Source organism: Rhizorhapis suberifaciens (assembly GCF_014200045.1).
Taxonomy (GTDB): Bacteria; Pseudomonadota; Alphaproteobacteria; order Sphingomonadales; family Sphingomonadaceae; genus Rhizorhapis; species Rhizorhapis suberifaciens.
The window spans coordinates 126,178-151,571 of the sequence record NZ_JACHOV010000005.1; the positions used below are offsets into that span (position 1 = coordinate 126,178).

Consider the following 25,394-nt stretch of genomic DNA (forward strand, 5'->3'; position numbering starts at 1 on the left):
TTCTGTCAACGAAATCCACTTTTCATTAACCACCAATTTTGGGCGCCGTTGGCGCATCACCCCTTGCGAGACTCATGGCCCCCGCGCGACTCATTCTTTTGGTGGTAGCGGAGGAGGGACTCGAACCCCCGACACGCGGATTATGATTCCGCTGCTCTAACCTGCTGAGCTACTCCGCCACATCGCCTGTTCGTGCGGCAGTGCGCGGCCTATACGCAGCCGCCAGGCACCGGTCAACCATATCAGGCAGCAATTTCTGTGCAAGATGGGCTTGCCTAGCCCAAAAAAGATCGTCAAGCAGCGCAGGAAACTAAAGAACGCAGCAGAAAACGTAGTAACGGCGGGAAAGATATGTCCAATTATGACGTGCTGATCATTGGCGCAGGCCACGCAGGCGCTCAGGCGGCGCTGATGCTGCGGCAGATGAAGTTCGAAGGCACCATTGGCCTGCTTGGTGACGAGAAAGAACCACCCTATGAACGCCCTCCGCTGTCCAAGGAATATATGGCGGGCGAAAAGCCGTTCGAGCGAATTCTGATCCGTCCGGAGACCTTCTGGGCCGAACGCAAGGTGGACATGCTGCTCGGCAAGCGGGTTGTGAAGGTCGAACCGCAGGCACACAAGGTCATTCTCTCAGACGACAGCGAAGTGGGCTATGGCAAGCTCATCTGGGCCGCGGGCGGCACGCCGCGCCTGCTGTCCTGCCCCGGCTCCGATAGTCAAAGGATATTCGCTGTCCGCCGCCGCGACGACGTCGATGCCATCATGAAAATTCTCCCTGAAATAGGGCATGTAGCGGTCATCGGCGGCGGCTATATCGGGCTGGAGGCCGCTGCGGTCCTCACCAAGCTCGGCAAGAAGGTGACCGTGTTGGAAGCACTGGATCGCGTCCTCGCCCGCGTGGCCGGCGAACCGCTGTCGCGATTCTATGAGGAAGATCACCGTGCTCACGGCGTTGACCTGCGCACTGGTGCAATGGTCGAAGCGCTGGAAAGTGACAATGGCAATGTGTCTGCGGTGCTGCTTGCAAATGGAGAGCGGATCGCGACCGACATGGTCATCGTCGGCATCGGCATCATCCCCGAAACCGCGCCGCTTTTGGCCGCGGGCGCCAGCGGTGGCAATGGGGTGGATGTCGATGCCTTTTGCCGAACCAGCCTGCCCGACATCTATGCCGTGGGGGACTGTGCGGCCCATGCCAACAGATTTGCGGGCGGCGCGCAAATCCGCCTGGAATCGGTCCAGAACGCCAATGACCAGGCGAAGGTGGCTGTCTCCGACATTTTGGGGCAGTCAACAGAATATGACGCGGTGCCCTGGTTCTGGTCCAACCAATATGACCTGCGCCTGCAAACCGTTGGCCTCGCTAGCGGCCATGACAAGGTGATCGTGCGGGGAGATACGGCGAATCGTAGCTTTTCCGTCATTTACCTGAAGCACGGCAAGATGATCGCGCTCGATTGTGTCAATGCCACCAAGGATTATGTCCAGGGCCGTGCCCATATATTGTCGGGCGCGGCACTGGATCAGGCGCAACTGGCTGATCCATCCATCCCACTCAAAGAGGTTGGATTAGCATGAACCCTGTTATGCTCGGCCTTTGAAAATCCCCACCAGTTCGACATGTGTGGACCACCGAAATTGTCCGACGGGCTGTACATTTTCCAGTCGATAGCCTGACTCGATCAACAGCTTGGCGTCCCGTGCGAAGCTTCCGGGATTACAGGAGACATAAGCGATAATCGGCACGCTGGACAGCGAGAGCTGCTGCACCTGCTCGCGCGCGCCTGCGCGAGGCGGATCGAGGATGATTGCTTCAAAGCGGTTGAGTTCGGCGGGAATCAATGGCCTGCGAAACAGATCGCGATGATCAGCAACCAGCTTTCTTTGCGTACGATTGGCCGCGTGCCTCAGGGACAGCACCAGATCCCGTGCAGCTTCAGCCGCATAGACTGCCTTCCCCTGCCCCATTGAAAGGGCAAAGGTTCCAAGGCCGCTGAATAGGTCGGCGATAGTCGCTGCATCGGCAACGGCAAGCCGCACCGCCTCCACCAGCGCATCCTCTCCGTCTTGCGTCGCTTGTAGAAAAGCGAATGGCGGAATAGGCACCGCTACACCACCGAAGCTGACCGTCACCGGCTCGGGCTCCCATCGCGTCTGCGGTCCAAATCCCTCGTCTATGCTGAGGCGAGCGAGACTGTGCTCCTGCGCAAAGGCAGTCAGACGCTCAGCGGCCGCAAGGTCGTCCGCCCCTACATTGTCGAGCAGCAGGTCGACGCCCTGATCGGTCAGCGTCATCTTTACATGGGCCGCGCGGCGGTCCTCCACCAAATCATGGACCAGCGCCCGCAACGGCTTCGTCAGCCCAAAAAGCGAAGGATGGAGGATGTCACACATCATCATGTCAACGATGCGATGACTGTTTTCGCTGGAAAAACCGAGATGCAGCGGTTTTCCGAACCGGGCGGCCCGCAGAGCGGTACGGCGGCGGCTCTTGGGCGGAGATACATAAGCCGGCGATATATGCTCTGCCGTAACGCCTTGTCCCGCCAGTGCGCCAGCCACGCGGTCACGGACATAGGCAGTCAGGCTCTCCTCATCCAGATGCTGGAGTTGGCATCCTCCACATAGAGGAAAATGCATGCAGGGCGGCTCTGCATGGTGCGGACCCAAAATGAGGCCGCCGCTAGAGTTCAGACGGTCACCGGGCGCGCTCAGGGGCACATGTCGTCCGTCGGCTGTGACGCCATCGCCTTTGGCGGCGATGCGAATGATTTCGTCGGCGTCGATCACAAGCAAGCAGCCACGGCAGCCGTCACGTGTGCGATCAAGTCATCCGCAACAAAGGCCGGCTTGGCGCGACGTGCAGCGTCCGACAGAAGCCAGGCTGCATTGCAGGCGGCGGCAACGGGGTCCCTTGTCACAGCAAGTTGGGCGGCGCAAAGACCGGCCAGGACATCACCTGTGCCCGCAGTGGAAAGCCAGTGCGATGATGCCGGTGCTATCCATGCCTGCCCGTCGGGCGCGGCGATAACCGTGTCGGGACCCTTGTAAACGACAACGGCCTTTGCCTTCAGCGCAGCCTGCCGCGCGCGTTCGACCTTGCTCCCCTTCAGCTTGCCGAAGAGGCGCACGAACTCTCCTTCGTGCGGAGTGAGAATCGGGCGATGCGGTAGCTCGGTCACCCGATCCATCCCGCGATCTGCAAGAAGGATGAGCGCGTCGGCGTCAAGCACCAGCGGATGACCGCTGTTCAGCGCCGACTCCAATCTTGCCCAGGCTTCCTCGTCGCGACCGAGACCTGGTCCAGCAAGCACGGCGGCGATACGTTCGTCAGCCAGAATGTCCCGAACGGCATAATGATCGGGAGCGTCCAACTGGACGATTGCCTGGGTGGCGAGACAAGCAGGGGTCGACTTGCTCAGATATTTTAAGTAGCCCGCACCTGCCCTGGCTGCAGCTTCAGCGGCGAGCGTGCTGGCGCCGGGCATATGGCCGCCGACGATCGCCGCCAAACCACGGCTATATTTGTGAGCGGTTGCGGCAGGACCTTCGAGGCGTGGCTTTTCCAACAGGTAGAGTACTCCACCTGATGCGTCGATGCCGATGTCAGCGCAGACGAGACTGCGGAAACGGCTGGCCCCCGGCTGCAGGAAGTGTGAGCGTTTGTAGCTGCCTAGAGCGATGCAGAGATCGAATAGCGGGACGGGCGACAGGCATGCCCCTGTGTCGCTATCCATTCCGCTTGGAAGATCGATGGCAAAACTGTGCTTTGCCTTGCTGACAAGCTCGGCCAATGATCCCGACAACCGGGCATCCAGACGCCGCTTCAGGCCAGTTCCAAATAGAGCGTCCACGACCTGAAGAGCAGGCTTTGCGGTGGCCAGATCATCGACAGGGCCGTTCCAAGCTTCCCTTGCCCGGCTGGCGGAAGCCGTCGCGCTCTCTCCGGTCGCGGCAACCCGCACCGGAACCCCGCGATCCTTCAAAATACGTGCAATAACAAAGCCATCTCCGCCATTATTGCCAGGCCCGCATAAGATAAGCGTGCTTCGATGGCCGCCAACTCGCCAGATATATTCGGCGCAGGCCGCCCCGGCGCGCTCCATTACGTCATATTCAGCTATGCCGCTTGCGAACAGGCGCTGCTCAGCCTTGCGCATCTCGGCCGCCGTCAGGATGGGCGCGCCCAGCCTCATCGATCAATCCGCCTTGGGGCCAATGGTAGCCGGAAAGCGATAGCGGTCGCCGCCGACCGCCACGTCGATCATATTGTCCGCGACGATGAACAGCTTCGACGGCTCGGCGCCATCGGCTGGCACTACGCCGCGCCCGTCCCGAACAACCTCGAAACGACGGAAGCCCCCTTCGGGATGATGCACGACAAGCACCTGACCCTCCGGGCTGTCAACGCGCTCAAGCAGGCAGCTTTGCGTCATGTCCTTCGCGCCGTCGACAGCGCAAAAGAGCTTGCCGTCAACATCGGCGGTCGTCTCAGGCACGTCGTTGCTCGAATCGCAGGCCGCGAGGAGGAGGAGGACGCTTAGGCCGCATGCCACCCTGCTCCTGCGAAAGCTGGGCTCAAGGGTCATTGGCGCTGCGTTTGCGAGTCCGGGCTCCTGCTTCCGAATGAGCACGGGGTTAAACGTCACCCGCTCAAATGTCAGCATAGACATGGGTTTCGGCCTTTGCTCCAGGATGCGTCACTGCACCCTTATAGGCCGGCCCCACATTCTGTGCATAGCGCCAGAGCGCTCCGGATTGGTAATCATTGGTCCGGGGCGTCCATGCCTTGCGGCGTTCGGCGAGCACCGTCTCATCCACCTGAAGGTCGATAGTACCGGCTTCCGCATCGATGGAGATGATGTCGCCATTTTCAACCAGCGCGATTGGTCCGCCTTCAGCAGCCTCGGGTCCCACATGCCCGATGCAGAAACCGCGTGTCGCACCGGAAAAGCGGCCGTCGGTAATGAGGGCGACCTTCTCCCCCATGCCTTGACCATAGAGCGCGGCCGTGGTGGACAGCATTTCCCGCATGCCAGGACCGCCCTTCGGCCCTTCATAGCGGATGATGATGACGCTGCCTTCCTTGATCTCCCGCTTTTCAACGGCAGCGAAGGTGTCTTCCTCGCTATCGAAGACCTGGGCTGGACCAGTGAACTGCAGGCGATGCATGCCGGCGACCTTCACAATGGCTCCTTCGGGAGCCAGACTGCCCCGAAGGCCAACGACCCCGCCCGTCGGCGTGATCGGGTTCTTGACGTCGTATATGACCTTCTGGTCGGGGTTCCAGGTGATTTCTTCAATATTTTCGCCCAACGTCTTTCCAGAGACCGTCATGCAGTTGCCATGCAGCAGGCCGTTGTCCATCAGCGTCTTCATCAGCATGTAGACGCCGCCGGCTTCATACATATCCCGGGCCACATATTGTCCACCTGGTTGCAGGTCTGCGATGTAAGGCGTTGTTTTAAATATCTCCGCCACGTCGAATAGATCGAATTCGATGCCAGCTTCATGCGCCATGGCGGGCAAGTGCAAACCGCCATTGGTGGAGCCGCCGGTTGCAGCCACGACGCGGGCCGCATTCTCGAACGCTTCGCGTGTGCAGATGTCGCGGGGACGGATGTTACGCGCCAAAAGCTCCATCACCTGCTCACCCGCAGCCAGCGCAACTTCGTCGCGGCTTTTATAGGGTGCGGGGGCCATATTGCTGTTGGGCAGTGAAAGGCCAATCGCCTCGCCTACACAGGCCATGGTGTTGGCGGTATATTGACCGCCACAAGCGCCATGACCGGGACAGGCAACCTTTTCCAGATCGATCAGCTCCTGCAAAGGACAGGTGCCCGCCGCATATTTGCCAACGATTTCGAACACGTCCTTGACGGTGACATCCTTGTCATGGAAGCGGCCGGGCAGGATAGACCCGCCATAAACGAAGATGCTGGGCACGTTGAGCCGAAGCATCGCCATCATCATGCCGGGCAGGCTCTTGTCGCAGCCGGCAAAGCCGACAAGCGCATCATAGCAATGACCACGGACGGAAAGCTCCACCGAATCGGCAATGACTTCGCGGCTCACCAGCGAGCTTTTCATGCCCTGATGGCCCATGGCGATGCCGTCGGTCACGGTAATCGTATTGAACCGGCGAGGCATGCCACCGCCCTTTTCAACGCCCGCACGGCAGATGTCCGCCTGCGCATCGAGCGTGGTGTTGCAAGGCGCGCTGTCATTTCCCGCTGAGGCTATCGCCACGAAGGGACGCGCAATATCCTCTTCGGTAAGACCCATCGCGTAATAATAGCTACGGTGCGGCGCGCGCTCAGGGCCGACGGAAACGTGACGGCTGGGAAGCTTGTTTTTATCGAATATGTTCGTCATTTCCTGTTCCTTCGAAGCCTATGAACCGCCCGTCCGTGTCGGACGAAGCCGAAACATGCACTCGCCAAGCCAACGTCCTCAACTTCGCTCGGGACCAGCGGCTTTACAGAGACGATCTTGTTTCAACTTGACCGATAGCGCAGTTGCTCTTTCTCGTGGCCGCCTCTTTCCAAAAAGGCACGTGTCAGGCAAGCAAATTGCGGCATTCGATCATTATGGGCGCCAATATCTCGGCAAATCGCCTTTGGCCCGCTTGGTCGCTCACCAGATCCTGCCGCATTTCCACGCCCAGATAGGGAATGCCGTTGCCCTCCCCATGACGGTTCATCGTCGCGTTGAGCAGTTTGCCCGAATAGGGAAGCTGGTCACCGACCTTCAGCCCCGCCGCTTCCAGCATGGGAATGGCGATGCGCGCCGCGCGATCATCCTGGTTGTAAAGAACACCGATGTCCCAGGGCCGATCCCCACTTCGATTTTTAAGAGCAGGCGTAAAGCTATGGATCGACAACAATATTTCTGGCCGATGCTCAACGATCATCTGCGCCAGCATATTGTGGTAAGGATGCCAGAACCGGTTCAGCCGCGTAGGCAGATCGGCGTCGTGATTGCCCAAAATTGAGTGCCCGTCGCTGCTGTGAGGAAGAAGGCCATGGGCATCCTCCTCACGATTAAGATCGATGACGAGCCTCGACGCGCCGCCCAACAGGCCGCCGCAATCCAGCCTGTCAGCCAGCAGCAACGCTACTTCGGCAACGCCGATGTCCCACGCAATATGATCGTTCAACAGTTCGTCTGGCAGGCCAAGGTCGATGTCGGCCGGCACATGGTTCGATGCGTGATCGCCGACGATCAGCATAGCGCTGCCATTCATCCGCCCGATGATCCGATAGGCTTCGGTTTCCATTCAGCGCACCTTTGAGGTCATGATCCACCATTTTGGATGAGCCATTTGCAAAGACTTGGACCCACGCGCAAGGGCGGCTTCATCAGAGAACAGGGCAAAGCAGGTGGCGCCTGAACCGGACATGCGGGCTAGAACCACTTCATCAAGGCCCTCCAGTTCCGCAAGTATTCCCGCTATTTCGGGGATAAGCCGAATGGCGGGCGGTTGCAGGTCATTCCGTCCAATAGCGACAATCTGCTCCAGGCTCTCGCATTGAAGCGGCCCCCGATCCAGGCCATCCCAATCCGCGAATACCTGAGCCGTCGACAGCGACTTGGATGGGTTGACGAGTAACAAGGGCATGCCGGAAAGGCCATTTATCTCTCGAAGGTCCAGAGCCTCTCCCCTGCCCGTCCCGACCAGCGTTTGGCTGACGACACAGGCCGGCACATCCGAACCCAGATCGCCGGCAAGCCGCACCAGGTTATTCACCATTACTGCCGCCATTCCGGTGTCAGCCGGCGTCAGCTTCCACAATCGCGAAAGCAGCCGTAATGCCGCTGCGGCGTCCGCCGACCCGCCGCCGATGCCCGACGCCACAGGCAGATTCTTGGTGAGGTAAAGGTCAGCGCCTGCCGCGACGCCACAAGCCCCGCGCAAAGCCGATGCCGCACGGATCACAAGATTGTCAGGCGCGACGCTCAGACCAGAGGCAAACGGTCCGTCTATGGACAAGGAAAAGCGCCCATCCTGCCGCAAATCCGCCGAAAGCCGGTCGCCGTCCTGCGCAAAGGCAAACACGCTTTCAATGTCGTGATAGCCATCGTTGCGGCGCGCCCGAACGTGCAGGGCGAGGTTGATCTTCGCATAGGCCGTTTCAGTCAGCATGAGCTATTAGAGATAATTTGGGAGCACGCCGTGGTCCACCCTTCACGGTGCCGCAAAGTCGGGCCGGAAGCCGAGTTCTATCTTCTTCGAAATGCGCTTTTGCCCATCTTCGTCCGCCAGCACGAAAGCCGCATTCCAGGAATAGCGCGCTTCAAAGCGACGGCCGGCGGCCCAATAGGCATCCCCCAGATGTTCGTTGACCGTGGCGTCCGAAGGCGCGCCCACCACCGCCCTTTCCAAAACCGGAATAGCACTCTTCACATCACCGTTCACATAATGCGCCCAGCCAAGGGAGTCAGTGATCGCAGCATCGTCAGGCCGCAAGTCGCTGGCCTTTTCTATCAGCGCCAGCGCCGCCTCCACATTTTGCCGCCGCTCGATCTGGGCATAACCTAAATAGTTGAGGATGACGGGTTCATTGGGAGCAAGAGAGGCCGCCTTTTCCAGTTCAGCCTTCGCTTCTTCCCAGCGTCCGGCCTGCTCCAGCGCTCCGCCCTTCAAGAGGTGGAGAGTCCAAGGCAGCGGACGTTCTTCAAAAATATCCATGGCTTTCTGATAGGCTTCAGCGGCGGCCAATGGTTGGTCGCGGGCGGACAAAAGGCCGCCAAGCCGAATATAATCGCTCGAGCCCACCGTGGGTTCTGCGATCGTCTTTTGCGCCATGGCCAGCGCTCCATCCTTATCGCCCGTGTCCAGCACCGCCGCAATCTGGACGTCATTTGCCGAAGCGGCGAAGGACGAATCGCTCTTGATCGAGGCTAATTCCTTCAGGGCGAAATCCGGCTGACCCGAATTTACCAACTCCCGCGCCAACTGAATCCGGTGTTCGTCGGCCGCCGGGTCCGCGAAGGTCGCAATTCGGGACAAAGAGAGGGCGAGCGCGCGGCTGTTTTCGCCAGACAGGTCTTCGCTTACCCGGAAAAGCAGACGCGCATAGCCTTGGGCAGCGGTCCGGACCTGCGGATTTCGGGGAGAGTTGTCCGCTTCAATGGCGTTACGCAACAATGTCGCGTCTTTGTTTCTGATATTGAGAAGGCCAAGCGCTGCTTCCTTCCAGCCGAGTTCATTCAGCCTGATGGCGGCGCTCATGCGAAATCCGGGCAGCAGGTTGGTGCGCAGCGCCAATGCCTGCTGCACAAAGGGCATGCCATGCTCCGCGTCACCAAGCGCAAGACATTGCAACGCCTGATGCTCAGCAAGATAACGCCGAGAAAGCGACGCCATGTTCTTGTCCTGAGGCAGAGCAGGAGGCTGATAAGAGCCCTTCCCAAGCGAAATCCAACTGGTAATGATCGGCGTCAGAAACGCGAAATTGCGTTCGGTCACCAGCCGTTGCGTCAAGGCCTCAGCCGCCGACCAGTCCTTTTCCTGCAAAGCCACTGACAGCAGGAGCAAGGCGCCATCGGGCGGCAACGCCAGTTCCCGATCCAGCAGGCGCGCAGCACGCAGGGCGAGCGCGCGGTCGCCAGTTTCAAGCGCCTGCCGATAGGATCGCAGCGCCAACACGCTGCTGTCAGGATCAATCGCCAAGGCCCGGCGGTAGCTTGCCACGGACACACTGAGCGCGCCGTCGCTGTCGGCCAGGCGCGCCCGCGCATAATCGTGCAATGCCTCACTGCCGCCATTCAGGCTGGCCGCCGCCGGTGCGGCAAACCCTGCCGCCCCAAGAGGCAGGATCAGCAGACTTAAGATGGACCTACATATTGGGATAATTGGGCCCTCCGCCGCCTTCGGGCACGACCCAATTGATGTTCTGGGCCGGATCCTTGATGTCGCATGTCTTGCAATGGACGCAGTTCTGGGCGTTGATCTGGAACCGGGGCGACCCTTCCTCCAATCCCACCACCTCATAGACACCTGCAGGACAATAGCGCTGCGCCGGCTCATCATAAAGCGGCAAATTCTGGTCAATCGGAATATTTGGGTCTTGCAATTGAAGGTGGACGGGCTGGTCCTCCTCATGGTTGGTGCTGGAAAGAAAGACCGAAGACAAGCGGTCGAAGCTGATCACGCCATCTGGTTTTGGATATTCAATCTTATGAGCATGTTCCTTGCGATGCAGATGTGCGTAGTCCGGCTCATGCTTCATGGTAACAGGCAGGCCGATCTTCAGCGTACGCATCCACATGTCGGTGCCGGCGACCAGCGTGCCCAGCGTGCCGCCGAATTTCTCCAGAGAAGGCTGCGCATTGCGGACGAGCTTCAGTTCGCTCGCGATCCAGCTATTGTCGACCGCCTCTCCATAGGAGGTAAGTTCGTCATGCGCGCGTCCGTTTGTAATCGCGCTGAAGGCGGCTTCGGCTGCGAGCATGCCCGATTTCATGGCCGTGTGGCTGCCCTTGATGCGGGGCACGTTGACGAAGCCCGCCGAACAGCCGATGAGCGCGCCGCCTGGGAATGAAAGTTTGGGCACCGACTGCCAGCCGCCCTCGTTGATCGCCCGCGCGCCATAGGAAACGCGGCGGCCGCCCTCAAGGATTTCGCGGATCTTCGGATGCTGCTTCCAACGCTGGAACTCCTCGAAGGGGGAAAGCCAGGGATTTTTGTAGCCAAGACCGACGACAAAGCCCAGGGCCACTTGCCCGTTCGCCTGATGATAGAGAAAACCGCCGCCATAAGCATCGGTGAGGGGCCATCCCTGAGTATGAATGACGCGGCCGGGCGCGTGCTTGGCGGGATCGATGTCCCATAATTCCTTAAGGCCGATGCCATAGGTCTGCGGCTGACAACTCGCCTCAAGGTCGAACTGCCGCTTCAATATCTTGGTCAGGTGTCCACGCGCGCCTTCGGCGAAGAAGGTGTATTTGGCATGCAGCTCAAGGCCAGGCTGATAATCGTGCTTGTGGGAGCCGTCCCGCGCTACGCCCATGTCGCCTGTAGCGACGCCCTTAACAGAGCCATCGTCATTGTAGAGTATTTCCGCAGCCGCAAAACCGGGGAAGATCTCCACAGCCAGGCCCTCTGCCTGTTCGGCGAGCCAGCGGCAGAGATTGCCCAGGGAGCCGGTATAAGTGCCCTTGTTGTTCATGAACGGCGGCATGAGGGCATGGGGCATTTCCCATTTGCCACCAGCCGACAGGAACCAGTGCTGGTTGTCGTTGACCGGCACCTCCGCCAGCGAGCAGCCCTGGGTGCGCCAGTCGGGCAGCAGTTCATTGAGGGCTTTCGGATCTACTACTGCGCCGGAAAGGATGTGCGCCCCTATCTCTGAACCCTTTTCCAGGACGCAGACGGAAAGCTCCTGCCCAGCCTCGGAGGCAAGCTGCTTGAGACGTATGGCAGCCGACAGACCCGCAGGTCCGCCGCCCACAATCACTACGTCATAAGGCATCGATTCCCGGTTGCTCATCATAATCTCCTCACCATTGCCCCTTGCGTTCGGGCCGGCTTACTTTGTTCACGCTTGACCAGATAACCCGATGTCCAATTATTGACCCTTTCGTCAACCTCAGACTGTAATAATTCATGCGGGGAATGGTGGCAGTACGATCAAATGATGCTGTGGGAAGCTTGCTTGGCTGGTGGGAACTGGCAGGATTAAGCACGCCCGTTGCGGACGAGACGTCCGATTGGCTCGCCGCGCCTGCACAACCCCAGCCTACTGCCCCAATAGCTGTAAAAGCCAAATCCTCCGGCGTGGATAACATGCCGGACAGCATCGCCGAGTTCCTGGCCTGGCGAAGCACCAGCGCCGATGTTCCGGAATCGGCATGGCCCGGCACCCGGATTGTTCCCGCGCCCGCCGCCGATAACGGCATCATGATCATTACCGACCTGCCCGACGTTGAAGATATGGCCGCCGGAGCGCTGCTATCGGGCGAAACCGGAAGGCTGTTCGACCGGATGTTACAGGCGATCGGTCTTAGCCGAGACGATGTTTATCTTTGCTCTCTCGCGACCGCGCGGCCACCGGGCGGGGTGTTGAACAGTCCCGATGCGGAGCGGCTGGCGCGCATCATGCGCCATCAGGTGGCGCTGTCAGCACCCAGGAAGGTCCTTCTTTTAGGGGACAAGACGAGCCGTGCACTCCTGACGGCGGATGCAGGGGACGCGCGCGGAAAGTTACAAATAATTAACCACGAACATGGCAGCGTTGGGGCCATAGCCACTTTCCACCCGCGCCTATTGATGCGCCAGGCCGCCGCAAAGACGGAGTGCTGGAAAGATCTGCAGTTATTTGCAAAGGAAGTCTGTTCTTGAAGTCCGGAGTTATTTTTGTTGCCGCTCTGCTCGCTGGAAGCGCCGTTAACGCTTACGCGAATCCTACAACGGCGCCAGTATTGACCGCACAACCTTCCACCTCTGTTGTACCAGATCAGTTGAGCGAGAGTGAGCGAGGCCGTTACCGCGCCATATTCACCGCGATCCGTAATCAACAATGGGCCGAGGCAAGGGCGATGCTTCAGGCATCGAGCGACAATGTCCTGCGCCCAGTGGCCCTTGCAGAACTCTATCTTGCCAAGAATTCGCCCAAGGCGGAATTGTTCGAACTGCTTGATTTGCTCAATCAGGCACCCGCACTGCCGCAGGCCGAACGCTTGTCGAAGCTGGCGCAAAAGCGGGGCGCGCAAATTTTGCCCACGCTACCGCAGGTGCAGAAGCTAGTCTGGTTACCGGGAGCCCCGCGCCGGAAGGCAACCGCCAGCATCCGTGAAGACTTGGCCGCCCAAGCGCTGGGTGCTCAGATCCTTCCGTTCATCAAGAACGACGATCCAGCCGGAGCCGAATCCCGGCTCGGGACTGGTGAAATTGGGCTTACGCCGGAAGCATTGACCGAATGGCGTCAGCGGGTGGCATGGTCCTATTACATCGAAAATGACGACGCCAATGCCCGCCGCATGGCCGGCAAGGCCTTGGAGAGCGGGTCAGGACCCTGGTTGGCCCAGGCTCACTGGGTGGCGGGCTTATCGGCGTGGCGACAGAATGACTGTCAAGCGTCGGCCGCTGCCTTTGAAAATGTCGCGGCACGCGCGGACAATGACGACATGCGGGCCGCCGGTTTGTTTTGGGCTGCTCGCAGTCACATGGCCTGCGGCAATGCCGCCAAGGTTCAAGGTCTGATGCGCAACGCCGCGCGGCTGGACGAGACCTTCTACGGCCTGCTGGCGGGCCAGACATTGGCCATAGAGCCTGCGTTGAAGCCACTTAGCCCGACTTTCGACGCGGAGGATTGGGCGCTACTGAAAAATTACGCCAACGTCCGCACCTCCATTGCGCTCGTGGAAATCGGCGAAGACTCGCTTGCTGACGACGTACTGCGTCAACAGGCCCGTATCGGCGCAACCCGCGCACATGATGCGCTGTTGCGGCTGGCGCGCCGCCTCAATTTGGCGGAAACCCAGTTGTGGCTGGCTCACAACGCTCCCTATGGGCAGCGGCCCGATGCCTTCGCACGCTATCCCATGCCAAAATGGCAACCCAATGGCGGCTGGCGAGTGGACCGCGCATTGGTCTTCGCCCATGCGTTACAAGAATCGAACTTCCGTGCTTCCGTCGTCAGCCCGGCGGGCGCGCGCGGATTGATGCAGGTGATGCCGGGCACCGCCAAACTGATGGCAAGCAGGAGCGGCGTCTATGCCGATCCAACCCAGTTGGACAATCCGGCGGTCAATATGGAATATGGCCAGCAATATTTGGAGCGTCTGCGGGACATGACCGCGACCGGGGGCATGCTGCCCAAGGTGATCGCTGCTTATAATGCCGGACCCGGCGCCGTCGAGCGATGGAACCTGGAGGTGCGCGACAATGGAGATCCCCTTCTCTTCATAGAATCCATTCCCTATTACGAAACGCGGGCCTATGTGACGATCGTGATGCGGAACTTTTGGATGTACCAGAAGCAGACCGGGGAGGAGACTTCCAGCCTCTCAAGCCTGGCTCAAGGCATATGGCCGCGTTTCCCCGGCATGTCGGGTGCGACCGCCAATCGCCTATATCCAAATGGGAAATCCTTCAGTGCCGATTGACCAAAGCCTGCCGTTCAAACCGGTACGGATTGCCGTTCTGACGGTGTCGGATAGCCGCACCGCCGCCAATGACATTTCGGGCGACACCCTCGTTGAACGAATAGAGACAGCCGGCCATGTCGTTGCTGCCCGATATCTGGAACGGGACGACACGGAAGCCCTTGTTTCGCGGCTCCACGCCTGGATCGATGATCCAGAGGTCGACTGCATCATAACCACCGGCGGAACGGGAGTAACAGGCCGCGATGTCACGCCCGAAGCGCTCGCTCAGGTCCAGGACAAGGACATACCGGGTTTTGGGGAACTCTTCCGCTGGCTGAGTTATCAAAAGATCGGAACGTCTACGGTACAGTCGCGGGCCTGCGCCTGTGTCGCGCGCGGCACCTATATTTTTGCCCTGCCCGGCTCTACCGGGGCCGTCAAGGACGGCTGGGACGGCATTCTGGCAAGCCAGTTGGATAGTCGTCACCAGCCGTGTAACTTCGTCGAGCTAATGCCCCGTCTTCGGGAGCGCTAAACCGCCTTTGCGGTGACCTCGTTCCTAGCGATCGTCAGACCTTTGCACTTCGTCGGCAGCCGTCGTGGCGGCATCGCCAACGCTCTGCGCGGCTTGGCCGACATCACGAGCTGCACCGGATACAGCGTCGGTTTGGCGGCTTTCATTATTGCTGTTCACGGCGATGAAATAGACGGCGATAGCAGCCAGAATGACCAGAATGACGCCCAATATCACGCCCGCGCCGCTACGCCGAGTTTCGACTACCGTCGTAGTCGGCTGCTCAACAACACGTTCTGATACACGCTCTTCTCTCATGATCCACTCCTTTTAAGAAAACCAAAAAGCATTCGCCGGATCAATATTGTTCAGATCAACAACAATGCTTCGACAGAAGACACATGATTGACCACTGCCGTCCTGTATAGATGCGGTCCCAACGCATGTGCGGCGAGGACAGTTCCATTGTAGTTTCGAAACAAGGGGCGATGCGTTATTTATCAGTAACTTCCATTACCATTTTTAATCCTCTGATCGCTCGTCGCTGTTGTTACGGATGTGCCATAACAGTGCGACGATTTGATCGCAGCGTCGGGGCAGAGCGAGGAACTGACCGGCCTCGCCATTCGCTTTGTCGATACATTCAGTGCAGTCCAAGGAGATGGAATATGGCACATGACATTGCCACCGACGAAACCGCCAACCTGATTGCTTCCAACAAGGTGGAAGGAACAGCCGTTTACAACCGCCAGGGCGAACGCCTGGGTACGATCACCAACTTCATGGTCGATAAGATTTCCGGCAACGTGCAATATGCCGTGCTCTCTTTCGGCGGGTTCCTTGGCATGGGCACCGATAATTACCCGCTGCCTTGGAACATGCTGACATATGACACCAGCCATGGTGGTTATGTTATCGATCTGGATAAATCGCTGCTCGAAAACGCACCGCGTTACAGCAACGAAAATGAGCCCACTTATGATCGTGACTATGGACGAAGCATCAATGATTATTACGGGGTATAATCTATCCCGGTTGAACCTTAGCCCCGGCTAACTGCCGGGGCTTTTTCTTCCTGCTATGATTTCTATTTTCCTCGCCGTTTCACCCAGGCCCCGCTCTCCTTGTTCGGAATATGATCAGGTTCCAGTGGCAGTTCGCCTTCTTCGTCCGGACCCCAGGACGGCTCCGGCTCCCGCCGCTGCCGATCGATCCCTTTGTCCTTGTCTTTGGGCAGTTTTTCTCGGCCCATGACGGTTCTCCCTAAAGCCTCACGATGCGGATGATTTGCCATCACCGACGTCGTCACGCGGCTTGCCCTTTTTGGTGCGCTGCGCCACCGCGCGCGCGCCGGAGAGCACCGGACCGCAAGCGGCGGCCTTGGCGTCGCCTATGTCCACGAAAGCAAGGATGCCGGCCAGCGGGCTCGCCACGGCGGCAAGACCCAGACCCGCCCCTGCCCTGGTCAACAACTCACCACTGATCACATTGACCTTGGGCTCCGCAAAATGACCGGCAAGGCCAATGGGCGATTGGGCCGAAAACAAACTGAACTTCTTGCTGTCTGCCCGCACGGCAAGATCGATCCGCTCGTCACGTAGACTGATGGCCCCATGGCCCAGCACCACGTTCTTCGACGTATCGATGAGGATCGGGTCGGCCGATGCAACGCCATTTCGAACAGTGAAGGCGATAAGCCCGCAATTGATGCTGACCGGTTTCTTCAGCTTCTTTTCAAACATTTTTTGGACGAAGGTGCCGACATCCAGCTCCGACAGTTCCGCATTGCGCGTCCACAGCGTACCGGCAGGTATGATGACGGCAATCCGGCCATTGGAACTGGCGAGCGACTTTCGAACTGAATCCCCAAGGCCGGCAAGCTGCACCCTGGCCTTCATCAGGCCCGATGTGCCCGACTGTTCGACGCCCCATCCGGCCAGCAGGCGTCCCATCGGCGTAGGCGACAGGCGGATATCGTAGCTAGTCCTGACCGGCTGGTTCCGCGCATTGATCTCTATATCCGAAGACAGGAAACCGCCCGCAAGATCAAAGGTAAGCGGCGATAGCGTCAGCAGGCTCCGATCGAGCTTCAGCGTCATTCCTATATTGGTGATGGGAAAGCTTTCGGCCCGCACGCGCGCCACACTATATTTCACATCAGCGTCAAAGCGCTTCAAAGCCTCCACGCGGAGCGGCGCATCCGGCAGCACTCTGGGTGTGCCACCCACGACCTCAATGGCGCCCGAACCGCCCTGAGCATCCAATTTCTGTGGATTATAGCCAATGAAGGGACCGATATCGACGATGTCCACAACCCTGCTCGTCAAATCAGCGCCAAGGTGAAGTCGATCCTCCGGCATGGAAATGACGAGCCGTCCCGCCAGGTCGCTATCGCCGAACCGGCCGCGAAGACGGGTAAAGCGCCACTCATCGCCCGATTTGGTGAGATTGGAATTGATCCGATATTGTCGGGTGTCGGGTATCGCCACTCCCAGGAAGTCGAATAGCTGGCTTAGATTGGCCCCTCTTGCCTGCATGCGAAGATCAGCGCCCTCCACCTCGGTTGCGCCAGGCAGCGTCCCTGACACTTCGATGCGGGTAGCTCCCGACTGCGCCTGAAGCGCAAGCTGATTAACGCCGCCAGCTATTGTTTCATTTGGCGACATCAGCCCGCCCGAAACGGTGAAGGGCCGTCCCCGAATGCCACCATTGCCGGAAAAGCGGACGTCATTTTCAAACTGGGTATTACGCGCCCGGACCGTGTCTATCCCGACATTGACATGAAATTGCAGCGCAGGATTGGCGTAACGCAATTCCGTTCCGGCAACCAGGGCACGCCTGATGATCGGCAGGTCGAGCGGTTTCGCAGGCTGTTTTGGGTCACCAAATGTCCATGTGTTGCGTTCCCCGTCCGCCGACCATTCCAGATCAGCGTCGCCCTTTACCATTCGAAGCCAGTTGATCCGCCAATCCGGCGTCAGTAGCGAGAAAGTCGCAACCCGCGCTTCGACCAGATCGGCCTTGAACAAATGTTCGCGGCTGGCCCATTTCGGGTTTTCGATGGTGATCTTTTCGGCCAGGAATTTGATGTTGATAGGATTGAAATAGAGTTGGAAATCGCCTCCAACCTCTACCTTGCGCTCCAGGTTTGAGGTGGCGATCCGTTCGAAGGGCCCCTTCAGGAAGCGACCCTTGGTGATGTACAGGATTGCCCAGGCGGCGAACAAAATGCCGATAACCCAAGCTAAAATCTTGAGCGGCAACGGCATATGCCACCTGCGCCGGAGAGCCTCAGAAGGCGGCTCCTCTGGCCCAGGCGGTGAATAGGCGGGTCCTTCCCTTTGCTGTTCTAGCGATGGACCCTCGGGAGGGATGTGCCTGTCCATTTCGGCACTACCAACGATCAGGTAGCGACAAGGCTCCCAAAAAGGCCAGGTCCGTGTCAGCCGATCGTCTGGCCGGTCTTTTCCCAGTCCGCCAAAAAGGCCGCAATGCCCTTTTCCGTCAGGACATGGTTGAAAAGCGACTTGATCACCGATGGCGGCATCGTGGCAACATCTGCGCCGATCTTTGCCGATTGCAACACATGGATGGGGTGGCGAACCGAGGCCACGAGGATCTCCGTATTGAAATCATAATTGTCGTAGATGAGGCGGATGTCCTCGATCAACTGCATGCCGTCAAAGCCATTATCGTCATGACGGCCCACAAAGGGTGAAATGAAGCTGGCGCCCGCTTTTGCGGCCAGCAGCGCCTGGTTGGCGGAAAAGCAAAGCGTCACATTCACCATGCAACCGTCACTGCTGAGCGCCTTGCAGGTTTTAAGGCCGTCGATGGTGAGCGGCACCTTGATCGCCACATTGTCCGCAATCTTACGCAGGACCGCCGCTTCCCGCATCATGCTTTCATGGTCGAGCGCGACCACTTCGGCGGACACCGGACCGTCGACGATCCCGCAAATCTCCTCGACCACCTCAAGGAACTTGCGGCCCGATTTGTGGATCAGGGAGGGGTTGGTCGTGACACCGTCCAGCAGGCCGGTCGCGGCAAGTTCCCGGATGTCGTTGATGTCCGCGGTGTCGACAAAGAATTTCATGGATATGCCCTTCATGGCAGGATGATTCGTGCGCCCGTCTATAGCGCTGGCAAAGCCTACGGGTAAGTCTTCCGTCTCATTCGAGCACAGGCTAGGGAAGGCAATGACTCGCGTCCGCGTCCTTCTTCTCAACGCTGCACTGGGACCGCTAGACTATCGCGTTCCGCACGGCATGGACGTGGAGCATGGCAGCATCGTCATTGCTCCCCTGGGTCCCCGCCAGATTGTTGGCGTGGTTTGGGAAGATGAGCGCTTTCAGGTGGAAAGCGTGGGCGACAACCGGCTCCGCCCGCTGCTCCAATTGCCCGAAGCTCCGCCGCTGCGGGCGCCGTTGAGGCGACTGATCGAATGGACTGCGGACTATTATCTCGCTCCCCCGGCGGCAGTGCTCAGAATGGCTCTGTCATCGTCCGCGGCACTGGAGGGTGGCCGCACGGTTTTGGAATATCGCGCCACCGGAACTTCTCCAGAAAGGCTCACGGAAAAGCGGGCTCAAGCGCTGGATCGCATTGGTTCGCGTCAGGGGCTGGTGCGGGAACTGGCGATTGTCGCCGGGGTATCAGACGCCGTGATCCGCGGGTTGATCAAGGCAGGAGCGCTTGAACCGGTGGAAGTGAGCGTCGACACTCCCTTTCCTCGCCCTGACCCCGATTTCGCTCCGCCGGAACTCAGCGATGAGCAAGAGGCGGCGGCAAGCGAACTGGTCCATGCCGTGCGAGGCGAGGATTTCCAGCCTTTCCTGCTTGATGGCGTCACAGGATCGGGCAAGACCGAGGTTTATTTCGAAGCAATTGCAGCGGCGCTGCAGATGGACCGGCAGATCTTGGTCCTCCTTCCTGAAATTGCCCTTACCGAGCCCTTTCTGCAGCGCTTTGAAAAGCGCTTTGGCGTGCCGCCCGTGGCGTGGCACAGCGGACTTCGCCAATCGGAGCGGCGTCGCGCCTGGCGCGCGGTCGCCAGCGGCCAGGCCAAGGTCGTGGTCGGGGCCCGTTCAGCGCTCTTCCTGCCCTATGCCAAGCTTGGCCTCATCGTCGTCGATGAAGCGCATGAAACCAGTTTCAAGCAGGAAGACGGTGTCCATTACCACGCTCGCGATGTGGCGGTGATGCGAGGCCTGCTTGAAAAATGCCCTGTCATTTTGGCTTCGGCCACGCCGGCAATTGAAACGCGCCAGCAGGTGGCGCTGGGTCGTTACCGTGAAATCAAGCTGCCTGCCCGTTTTGGCGGCGCGGAAATGCCCGCGATCGAAGCCATCGACCTTACCCGCGACCCGCCGGAACGGGGGCGCTGGATAGCGCCGAAACTTGTTCGCTCCATGGACGAGACGCTGGCAAAAGGCGAACAGGCCCTCCTGTTCCTCAATCGCCGAGGCTATGCGCCGCTCACCCTCTGCCGCCATTGTGGATATCGCTTCCAATGCCCCAATTGCACCGCCTGGATGATCGAGCATCGGCTCACCCGTCGCCTCGCCTGCCATCATTGCGGTCATGTCATCCCCACCCCCCGCGCGTGCCCCGAATGCAAAGAGGAAGATGCGCTGGTCGCTTGCGGCCCAGGTGTCGAACGCATAGCGGATGAAGTGAACCAACTCTTTCCGCAGGCCCGGACCGCCATCGTCACCTCCGACACACTTTGGTCTCCCGCGAAGGCAGCCGAGTTCGTCCGTTCGATGGACGCGGGGGAGATCGACATCATCATTGGCACGCAACTGGTCACCAAGGGCTATCACTTTCCCGATCTGACTTTGGTGGGCGTGATCGACGCGGACCTGGGCCTGGAGGGCGGCGACCTTCGCGCCTCGGAACGTACCTTTCAACAGATCGTGCAGGTTTCCGGGCGCGCCGGGCGGGGTGAAAAGCCGGGGCGGGTCTTTATCCAGACTCGCGAGGCGGGCCACCCCGTGATCAAGGCGCTGGTGAAGGGGAATGCGGAAGGCTTTTATGCAGCGGAAACAGAAAGCCGCCGCCGGGCACATGCTCCGCCCTTCGGACGTTTCGCCGCAATCATCATATCGTCGGAAAAGGCCGAGGATGCGCAGGAGATCGCTCGCCTCATCGGGCGTACGGCGCCGGAGGTCGAGGGAATGTCCGTCTATGGCCCCGCCCCAGCCCCACTTGCAATGCTGCGCGGCCGCCACAGACATCGTCTCCTGATCCACGCAAAACGAACGCTGGACGTGCAGGACGTGATACGCGAATGGCTGGGCGGCCTTAGCTGGACCGCCAGCACAAGAGTGAGCGTGGACGTGGACCCATACAGCTTCCTATGATCGAATCGCCTTGCAACCGCATCTGCACCATGGACGAACGCACTGGCTGGTGCCTTGGCTGCTGGCGCACGATCGACGAGATCGTCGAATGGGGTTCCGCCACCGAGAAACGAAAGCGGGAGATTCTAGAACTTCTGGAGGAACGGAAATTAGCCGGTCGAAAAGGTTGAAAGGCGTGCAAGTGACGCATCGTCATTCCCGCAAAGGCGGGATGACGGTGTAAAGGGTGGCAGCCCCCTCCCACTGGCATTCCCCGTCCCATTGTCCTATATCCGCCCTGCCAGAGGGTTGGGCGGTCGCCGGCATGGTTTGCCATGCGGGAGGAAAGTCCGGGCTCCACGAAACAACGGTGCCGGATAACGTCCGGCGGGGGTGACCCCAGGGAAAGTGCAACAGAGAGCAGGTCGCCCAGTCTTTATGGCTAAGGCTTCGGCCAGGCGAAGGTGAAAGGGTGCGGTAAAAGCGCACCGCGGCCCCAGCAATGGGGACGGCATGGTAAACCCCACCGGGAGCAAAACCGAATAGGGGCGGCGCGGAGGTTTACGCTTCCTAGGCCAGTTTCGGCCGAGATCGCCCGGGTTGGTTGCTTGAGCCGCGCAGCAATGCACGGCCTAGAGGAATGGCCGCACAGTCCCGTAAGGGATGGACAGAACCCGGCTTACAGACCCTCTGGCGATTTTCCTCAACTGCCCTTCTGGTTTTGGAAGGGCGATGCCGTTACATTGAAAGAACTATGGCACGATCGACGCGATCCAATGACTGGGGATTTCCCCGCTGGCGGGGCTATGGCTCATCGCGCGAGGCGGAGCAGGTCCGCCTCTGCGACCGTTACGGCTGTGATGAGGCAGGAAAATGCCCGGCGCCCAAGTCGCCCAACAGCCCCGAGCGCTGGTATTTTTGCGCAAATCATGCAGCCGAATACAACCGTAATTGGGACTATTTTCAGGGCCTCGACGCCGAGGAAGCAGCCAAGCGTGAAGCCGATGAGCGCCGTGACGCAGGCGGCTTTCGCGATAGCGCCTTCTATGGTTGGGGAGGCCCCGGCGATGGCACGCGTTCACGCGACGAAATGCGTGCGCTCGACGTGTTGGAGCTGGAAAGTGACGCCAGCTTCGAAGCGGTCAAGAAAAGCTGGCGGCGGCTCGCAAAGGAAAATCACCCCGACGTAAAGCCGGGCGATGCTGAAGCCGCGATCCGATTCCAGGCCATTCAGGCTGCCTATGAGGTCCTGAAAACGGCCGAGGACCGTCGCGAGTGGCGGCCGGATTGACAAAGAGAATCAGATCCAACTGGCGCAGCGCCATTCTTGTTTGCCGCAAATGCTCAAAAAAGGTCGGCGGCGGTTTCGGCGCTGACGGTGACACAGCTTTGGCGAAGGCGCTAAGAAAGCACCTCCACCTGAAAAAGGGACGAAAGGCCGCCGCAGGGATCGTGGAGGTCGGCTGCCTTGGCGTTTGTCCAAAAGGCGCCGTGACCTTGGTAAACGGCCACGCCAGCCGAGAGTGGTTGCTGGTGCGACCGGGCACGGATCTGAATCAAATTGTGAACGAAATAGGCCTTTAGAACATAAGCTTATTCAATGAACCGTTCACATTGGCTTCAGCGCGCGACCGCTCCGCAGCAGCGAACTGAAGCCGTCCCTATCGACTTCATGGTCGTGCCTGACCCGCCAAGAACGGCGAAAACAATCCGATATCGCGGACCATTAAAAATTTTTAATGGACCAATCCTGACCACTTCGCGCTGCCGTAACGTCAAACCGCCCCGATGAACCGATCGCCGCCCATTGGCCTTTGCCCAATCCTTGGTATATTGCAGCGCAATATGGAACAGCCTGTGAAAAAGCCTCGACGCGCGGCTCATGCGCCATTGCCCTTGCCCGATCAGGTGGCTCTGGTGCTGCAGGGCGGCGGCGCTCTGGGCTCCTATCAGGCGGGCGTCTATGAGGCGCTGCATGAGCGCTTGATTGAGGTCGATTGGGTTGCGGGCATTTCCATCGGCGCGGTGAACGCTGCGATTATCGCCGGCAATCCTCCCGAAAAGCGGGTCGGACAGCTCCGGCGCTTCTGGGAAATGGTCAGCGGCGGACTTCCCAATTTCTACCTGCCCCGCGATGAGGGCATAAGAGAGGCGGCCCATATGGCGGCCGCTGCGGCGGTGACGGCTTTTGGAGTGCCGGGCTTCTTCCGGCCCTATTTCATCCCGCCGTTTCTGGCTCCCCATGGCAGCATGAACGCCATCAGCTACTATGATACCACGCCCTTGTTGAACACTTTGAATGAACTGGTGGATTGGGAGCTGGTGAATCACGGACCCATCCGGCTGTCGGTCGGTGCGGTCAACATCGTCACCGGGAATCTGGTTTATTTTGACAATCATGACCCGCACTGGTGCGGCAAAATCGGTCCCATGCACATCATGGCGTCGGGCGCGCTGCCACCCGGCCTGCCGCCTGTTGAGATAGATGGCCAATATTATTGGGATGGCGGCATAGTGAGCAACACGCCGCTTTCCCATGTGCTGGACCATATGATGGGCGATGCGCTGCTGTTCCAGGTCGATCTTTTTCCTGCTGAAGGGCTGATGCCGAAGCAACTGACCGACGTCTGGTCGCGGCAAAAAGACATACAGTACAGCAGCCGCACGCGTCAGGTGACCGACAATTTCCTTCGCCGTCATCGCGAACATGGCTTGATCCGCAAGCTCATACGCAAACTGCCGTCTGAACTCAGGGACGATCCGGTGGCCAAGGAGTTGGAGGAACTCAATCATTGCGGGGCCGTTAACATCGTTCACCTGATCTACCGCAGTCATGCATGGGAGAGCGGCGCGCGCGATTTTGAATTTTCCCGGGCGACAATGGTCGATCATTGGGCGCAGGGGGGTGAAGCGGTGGATGGCGTAATGTGCAAGGGCGATCTGATCGCGCAGAATATCGTCAATGGCAAATCATCGGCTTTCGACCTCGATCGACCGGATCATCTCAAGGAGAAAAAAGCATGATTTTAAAGGGTAGGACGGCTCTGATCACCGGTTCCACCTCCGGCATCGGCCTTGCTTACGCCAAAGCCCTCGCCGGCGAAGGTGCCAATGTCGTAATCAACGGCTTTGGCGATGTCGATGCCATAGAGGCCGAGCGCAAGGGGCTGGAGGCGTTAAGTGGAGGCAAAGCGCTCTACAGCAACGCCGATCTCACCAAGGTGGATGCCATTGAACAAATGATGGCCGCCGCCGGGGAAGCCTTTGGCGGCGTTGACATCCTCATCAATAACGCCGGAATGCAGCACGTCGCGCCGGTGGAGGAATTCCCGCTCGACAAATGGGACCTCATTATCGCCCTCAACCTCAATGCCGCTTTCCACACCACCAGGCTGGCCCTTCCCTATATGAAGCAAAAGAAGTGGGGGCGGATCATTCAAACGGCATCGGCGCATTCCCTCACAGCCTCCCCGTTTAAATCTGCCTATGTGACGGCCAAGCACGGCCTTGCGGGCTTTACGAAAACCGTAGCGCTTGAAACCGCCACATTCGGCATTACCGCCAATTGCATAAGTCCTGGCTATGTCTGGACGCCGCTGGTGGAAAATCAGATTCCCGACACGATGAAGGCGCGGAACCTGACGCGTGAGCAAGTGATGAACGACGTGCTGCTCGCGGGTCAGCCGACCAAGCAATTCGTGACCGTGGAGCAGGTCGCCGCCATGGCGCTGTTCTTGTGTCGCGATGAAGCAAGCAACATCACCGGCGCCAACATCTCCATCGATGGAGGTTGGACCGCGCAATGATTTCACGAAGGGCCTGGCCCACTGTCGCCTTTTTCGCCTTGGGCGCATGCGCCGGTGGTGATGAAGGGCCGGCGGACACACCCATCCTGCAGGAAAGCGGCTGGAAGACCACCGCAACCGAGGGTGACCGGGATCGGCTTCGTCGTTGGTGGGACGCCTGGCAGCAGGCGCTGGGCGAAGCGCGAACGGCTGGTCATGGTGCGGCAATCGACGCACAGGGGCCATTGCTGGTTCCCGGCGCGGCTCTGGACGGACCCCAACTGCCGCCCGGACGATATAGGTGCAGAACCATCAAACTAGGCTTCAAGGACGAGGGGGGCCTTGCCTATGTGGCTTACCCTCCCTTCGACTGCGCTGCACAAACTGAGGGCGGATTGACTCGCCTGGTGAAACTTACCGGGTCGCAGCGCCCAGTGGGGCTGGTCTATCCCGATACTGACCGACGCTCGGTGTTCCTCGGCGCATTGGAACTGGGCGATGAACAAATGCCGATGACTTATGGCGCGGACGCTAACCGCGACATGATCGGTCTGGTGGAAAGGATCGGCCCGCGAGTCTGGCGGCTGGTATTGCCTTGGCCAGCGTTCGAATCGAAACTCGATGTGGTGGAACTAATCCCCTCCGAAAGATAAG

The 25,394-nt window shown here is 59.4% G+C and carries 24 protein-coding genes, 1 tRNA gene and 1 other RNA gene; 13 read left to right on the forward strand and 13 right to left on the reverse strand.

Features of this window, described 5'->3' with window-relative positions; translation table 11 throughout:
- Positions 1-102: 102 nt before the first annotated feature.
- Positions 103-179 (reverse strand) — tRNA-Met (locus HNQ99_RS07870).
- Positions 180-351: 172 nt separating this feature from the next.
- On the opposite strand from HNQ99_RS07870, the gene HNQ99_RS07875 reads away from it, so the two are divergent.
- The gene (locus HNQ99_RS07875; RefSeq protein WP_184475092.1) at positions 352-1,581 is read left to right on the forward strand and encodes an NAD(P)/FAD-dependent oxidoreductase; all 1,230 of its coding nucleotides are present in this window, start codon (positions 352-354) and stop codon (positions 1,579-1,581) included.
- A gap of 6 nt (positions 1,582-1,587) precedes the next feature.
- Here HNQ99_RS07875 and HNQ99_RS07880 read toward each other — a convergent pair whose 3' ends face one another.
- The 8 genes from HNQ99_RS07880 to HNQ99_RS07915 form a co-directional block, all read right to left on the reverse strand.
- The gene (locus HNQ99_RS07880; RefSeq protein ID WP_407692307.1) at positions 1,588-2,793 is read right to left on the reverse strand and encodes a class I SAM-dependent RNA methyltransferase; all 1,206 of its coding nucleotides are present in this window, start codon (positions 2,791-2,793) and stop codon (positions 1,588-1,590) included.
- Positions 2,790-4,199 carry an NAD(P)H-hydrate dehydratase gene (locus HNQ99_RS07885; protein WP_184475094.1) on the reverse strand — a complete coding sequence of 470 codons (1,410 nt, stop codon included), beginning with the start codon at positions 4,197-4,199 and terminating at the stop codon, positions 2,790-2,792. The genes HNQ99_RS07880 and HNQ99_RS07885 overlap by 4 nt, the downstream gene beginning before the upstream one ends.
- A 3-nt stretch (positions 4,200-4,202) precedes the next feature.
- Complete coding sequence (locus HNQ99_RS07890; RefSeq protein WP_184475095.1) at positions 4,203-4,502, reverse strand: hypothetical protein; 300 nt, start codon at positions 4,500-4,502, stop codon at positions 4,203-4,205.
- Positions 4,503-4,656: 154 nt separating this feature from the next.
- Positions 4,657-6,378 carry a dihydroxy-acid dehydratase gene (ilvD, locus tag HNQ99_RS07895; protein ID WP_184475096.1) on the reverse strand — a complete coding sequence of 574 codons (1,722 nt, stop codon included), beginning with the start codon at positions 6,376-6,378 and terminating at the stop codon, positions 4,657-4,659.
- A gap of 184 nt (positions 6,379-6,562) precedes the next feature.
- Positions 6,563-7,282, reverse strand: a complete 720-nt coding sequence (locus HNQ99_RS07900) for an N-formylglutamate amidohydrolase (RefSeq protein WP_184475097.1) — start codon at positions 7,280-7,282, stop codon at positions 6,563-6,565.
- A complete protein-coding gene (locus HNQ99_RS07905; RefSeq protein WP_184475098.1) occupies positions 7,283-8,149 on the reverse strand; it encodes a 4-(cytidine 5'-diphospho)-2-C-methyl-D-erythritol kinase in 867 nt (288 codons plus the stop codon).
- A 42-nt stretch (positions 8,150-8,191) separates the two neighbouring features.
- A complete protein-coding gene (locus HNQ99_RS07910) occupies positions 8,192-9,757 on the reverse strand; it encodes a tetratricopeptide repeat protein (RefSeq protein ID WP_246414792.1) in 1,566 nt (521 codons plus the stop codon).
- An 88-nt stretch (positions 9,758-9,845) separates the two neighbouring features.
- Positions 9,846-11,498, reverse strand: coding sequence for an electron transfer flavoprotein-ubiquinone oxidoreductase (locus tag HNQ99_RS07915; protein WP_184475099.1), 1,653 nt, complete (start codon positions 11,496-11,498; stop codon positions 9,846-9,848).
- Between the two features lie 116 nt (positions 11,499-11,614).
- Here HNQ99_RS07915 and HNQ99_RS07920 point away from each other — a divergent pair, with 116 nt between their 5' ends.
- Genes HNQ99_RS07920 through moaB form a run of 3 tightly spaced genes read left to right on the forward strand, consistent with a single transcriptional unit; the run spans position 11,615 to position 14,632 of the window.
- The gene (locus tag HNQ99_RS07920; protein WP_221232624.1) at positions 11,615-12,349 is read left to right on the forward strand and encodes a uracil-DNA glycosylase family protein; all 735 of its coding nucleotides are present in this window, start codon (positions 11,615-11,617) and stop codon (positions 12,347-12,349) included.
- Positions 12,346-14,115: a lytic transglycosylase domain-containing protein gene (locus HNQ99_RS07925; RefSeq protein ID WP_407692308.1), complete on the forward strand. Its 1,770-nt coding sequence runs from the start codon at positions 12,346-12,348 to the stop codon at positions 14,113-14,115. The genes HNQ99_RS07920 and HNQ99_RS07925 overlap by 4 nt, the downstream gene beginning before the upstream one ends.
- On the forward strand, positions 14,105-14,632 hold the full coding sequence (gene moaB / locus HNQ99_RS07930; protein ID WP_184475101.1) for a molybdenum cofactor biosynthesis protein B: 528 nt from the start codon (positions 14,105-14,107) through the stop codon (positions 14,630-14,632). Before HNQ99_RS07925 ends, moaB begins: the two co-directional genes overlap by 11 nt.
- A gap of 24 nt (positions 14,633-14,656) precedes the next feature.
- Here the strand turns inward: moaB and HNQ99_RS07935 are convergent, their stop codons facing one another.
- Entirely contained in the window at positions 14,657-14,929 is a 273-nt protein-coding gene (locus HNQ99_RS07935; protein WP_184475102.1) for a hypothetical protein, read from the reverse strand.
- Between the two features lie 350 nt (positions 14,930-15,279).
- Here HNQ99_RS07935 and HNQ99_RS07940 point away from each other — a divergent pair, with 350 nt between their 5' ends.
- Positions 15,280-15,636: a PRC-barrel domain-containing protein gene (locus HNQ99_RS07940; protein ID WP_184475103.1), complete on the forward strand. Its 357-nt coding sequence runs from the start codon at positions 15,280-15,282 to the stop codon at positions 15,634-15,636.
- Between the two features lie 62 nt (positions 15,637-15,698).
- On the opposite strand, the gene HNQ99_RS07945 is transcribed toward HNQ99_RS07940, so the two are convergent.
- Genes HNQ99_RS07945 through fsa form a run of 3 tightly spaced genes read right to left on the reverse strand, consistent with a single transcriptional unit; the run spans position 15,699 to position 18,707 of the window.
- The gene (locus tag HNQ99_RS07945) at positions 15,699-15,863 is read right to left on the reverse strand and encodes a hypothetical protein (protein ID WP_184475104.1); all 165 of its coding nucleotides are present in this window, start codon (positions 15,861-15,863) and stop codon (positions 15,699-15,701) included.
- Positions 15,864-15,882: 19 nt separating this feature from the next.
- Positions 15,883-17,997: an AsmA family protein gene (locus tag HNQ99_RS07950; RefSeq protein WP_184475105.1), complete on the reverse strand. Its 2,115-nt coding sequence runs from the start codon at positions 17,995-17,997 to the stop codon at positions 15,883-15,885.
- 56 nt (positions 17,998-18,053) lie between these two features.
- Positions 18,054-18,707, reverse strand: coding sequence for a fructose-6-phosphate aldolase (gene fsa / locus HNQ99_RS07955; RefSeq protein WP_184475106.1), 654 nt, complete (start codon positions 18,705-18,707; stop codon positions 18,054-18,056).
- Between the two features lie 103 nt (positions 18,708-18,810).
- Between fsa and HNQ99_RS07960 the strand changes: the two genes are divergently transcribed.
- The 8 genes from HNQ99_RS07960 to HNQ99_RS07990 all read left to right on the forward strand — a co-directional run bounded on the left by HNQ99_RS07960 (position 18,811) and on the right by HNQ99_RS07990 (position 25,393).
- A complete protein-coding gene (locus HNQ99_RS07960) occupies positions 18,811-20,976 on the forward strand; it encodes a primosomal protein N' (RefSeq protein WP_184475107.1) in 2,166 nt (721 codons plus the stop codon).
- Entirely contained in the window at positions 20,973-21,146 is a 174-nt protein-coding gene (locus tag HNQ99_RS07965) for a DUF1289 domain-containing protein (RefSeq protein WP_184475108.1), read from the forward strand. The genes HNQ99_RS07960 and HNQ99_RS07965 overlap by 4 nt, the downstream gene beginning before the upstream one ends.
- A 110-nt stretch (positions 21,147-21,256) precedes the next feature.
- An RNA gene (gene rnpB, locus HNQ99_RS07970) (RNase P RNA component class A) lies at positions 21,257-21,653 on the forward strand.
- Positions 21,654-21,709: 56 nt separating this feature from the next.
- The gene (locus HNQ99_RS07975; protein WP_184475109.1) at positions 21,710-22,246 is read left to right on the forward strand and encodes a J domain-containing protein; all 537 of its coding nucleotides are present in this window, start codon (positions 21,710-21,712) and stop codon (positions 22,244-22,246) included.
- Positions 22,243-22,539, forward strand: coding sequence for an NADH-quinone oxidoreductase subunit NuoE family protein (locus HNQ99_RS16620; RefSeq protein WP_246414798.1), 297 nt, complete (start codon positions 22,243-22,245; stop codon positions 22,537-22,539). Before HNQ99_RS07975 ends, HNQ99_RS16620 begins: the two co-directional genes overlap by 4 nt.
- A 261-nt stretch (positions 22,540-22,800) precedes the next feature.
- The gene (locus HNQ99_RS07980; RefSeq protein WP_184475110.1) at positions 22,801-23,979 is read left to right on the forward strand and encodes a patatin-like phospholipase family protein; all 1,179 of its coding nucleotides are present in this window, start codon (positions 22,801-22,803) and stop codon (positions 23,977-23,979) included.
- Positions 23,976-24,761, forward strand: coding sequence for a 3-hydroxybutyrate dehydrogenase (locus tag HNQ99_RS07985; RefSeq protein ID WP_184475111.1), 786 nt, complete (start codon positions 23,976-23,978; stop codon positions 24,759-24,761). The genes HNQ99_RS07980 and HNQ99_RS07985 overlap by 4 nt, the downstream gene beginning before the upstream one ends.
- On the forward strand, positions 24,758-25,393 hold the full coding sequence (locus HNQ99_RS07990; protein ID WP_184475112.1) for a DUF4893 domain-containing protein: 636 nt from the start codon (positions 24,758-24,760) through the stop codon (positions 25,391-25,393). Before HNQ99_RS07985 ends, HNQ99_RS07990 begins: the two co-directional genes overlap by 4 nt.
- Position 25,394 lies beyond the last annotated feature (1 nt).

Coding starts and splice junctions, on each gene's coding strand:
- HNQ99_RS07875 (WP_184475092.1), top strand. CDS start 352: ATGTCCAATTATGACGTGCTGATCATTGGCGCAGGCCACGCAGGCGCT.
- HNQ99_RS07885 (WP_184475094.1), bottom strand. CDS start 4,199: ATGAGGCTGGGCGCGCCCATCCTGACGGCGGCCGAGATGCGCAAGGCT.
- ilvD (WP_184475096.1), bottom strand. CDS start 6,378: ATGACGAACATATTCGATAAAAACAAGCTTCCCAGCCGTCACGTTTCC.
- HNQ99_RS07900 (WP_184475097.1), bottom strand. CDS start 7,282: ATGGAAACCGAAGCCTATCGGATCATCGGGCGGATGAATGGCAGCGCT.
- HNQ99_RS07905 (WP_184475098.1), bottom strand. CDS start 8,149: ATGCTGACTGAAACGGCCTATGCGAAGATCAACCTCGCCCTGCACGTT.
- HNQ99_RS07915 (WP_184475099.1), bottom strand. CDS start 11,498: ATGAGCAACCGGGAATCGATGCCTTATGACGTAGTGATTGTGGGCGGC.
- HNQ99_RS07920 (WP_221232624.1), top strand. CDS start 11,615: ATGCGGGGAATGGTGGCAGTACGATCAAATGATGCTGTGGGAAGCTTG.
- HNQ99_RS07935 (WP_184475102.1), bottom strand. CDS start 14,929: ATGAGAGAAGAGCGTGTATCAGAACGTGTTGTTGAGCAGCCGACTACG.
- HNQ99_RS07940 (WP_184475103.1), top strand. CDS start 15,280: ATGGCACATGACATTGCCACCGACGAAACCGCCAACCTGATTGCTTCC.
- HNQ99_RS07945 (WP_184475104.1), bottom strand. CDS start 15,863: ATGGGCCGAGAAAAACTGCCCAAAGACAAGGACAAAGGGATCGATCGG.
- HNQ99_RS07950 (WP_184475105.1), bottom strand. CDS start 17,997: ATGGACAGGCACATCCCTCCCGAGGGTCCATCGCTAGAACAGCAAAGG.
- fsa (WP_184475106.1), bottom strand. CDS start 18,707: ATGAAATTCTTTGTCGACACCGCGGACATCAACGACATCCGGGAACTT.
- HNQ99_RS07960 (WP_184475107.1), top strand. CDS start 18,811: ATGACTCGCGTCCGCGTCCTTCTTCTCAACGCTGCACTGGGACCGCTA.
- HNQ99_RS07965 (WP_184475108.1), top strand. CDS start 20,973: ATGATCGAATCGCCTTGCAACCGCATCTGCACCATGGACGAACGCACT.
- HNQ99_RS07975 (WP_184475109.1), top strand. CDS start 21,710: ATGGCACGATCGACGCGATCCAATGACTGGGGATTTCCCCGCTGGCGG.
- HNQ99_RS07980 (WP_184475110.1), top strand. CDS start 22,801: ATGGAACAGCCTGTGAAAAAGCCTCGACGCGCGGCTCATGCGCCATTG.
- HNQ99_RS07985 (WP_184475111.1), top strand. CDS start 23,976: ATGATTTTAAAGGGTAGGACGGCTCTGATCACCGGTTCCACCTCCGGC.
- HNQ99_RS07990 (WP_184475112.1), top strand. CDS start 24,758: ATGATTTCACGAAGGGCCTGGCCCACTGTCGCCTTTTTCGCCTTGGGC.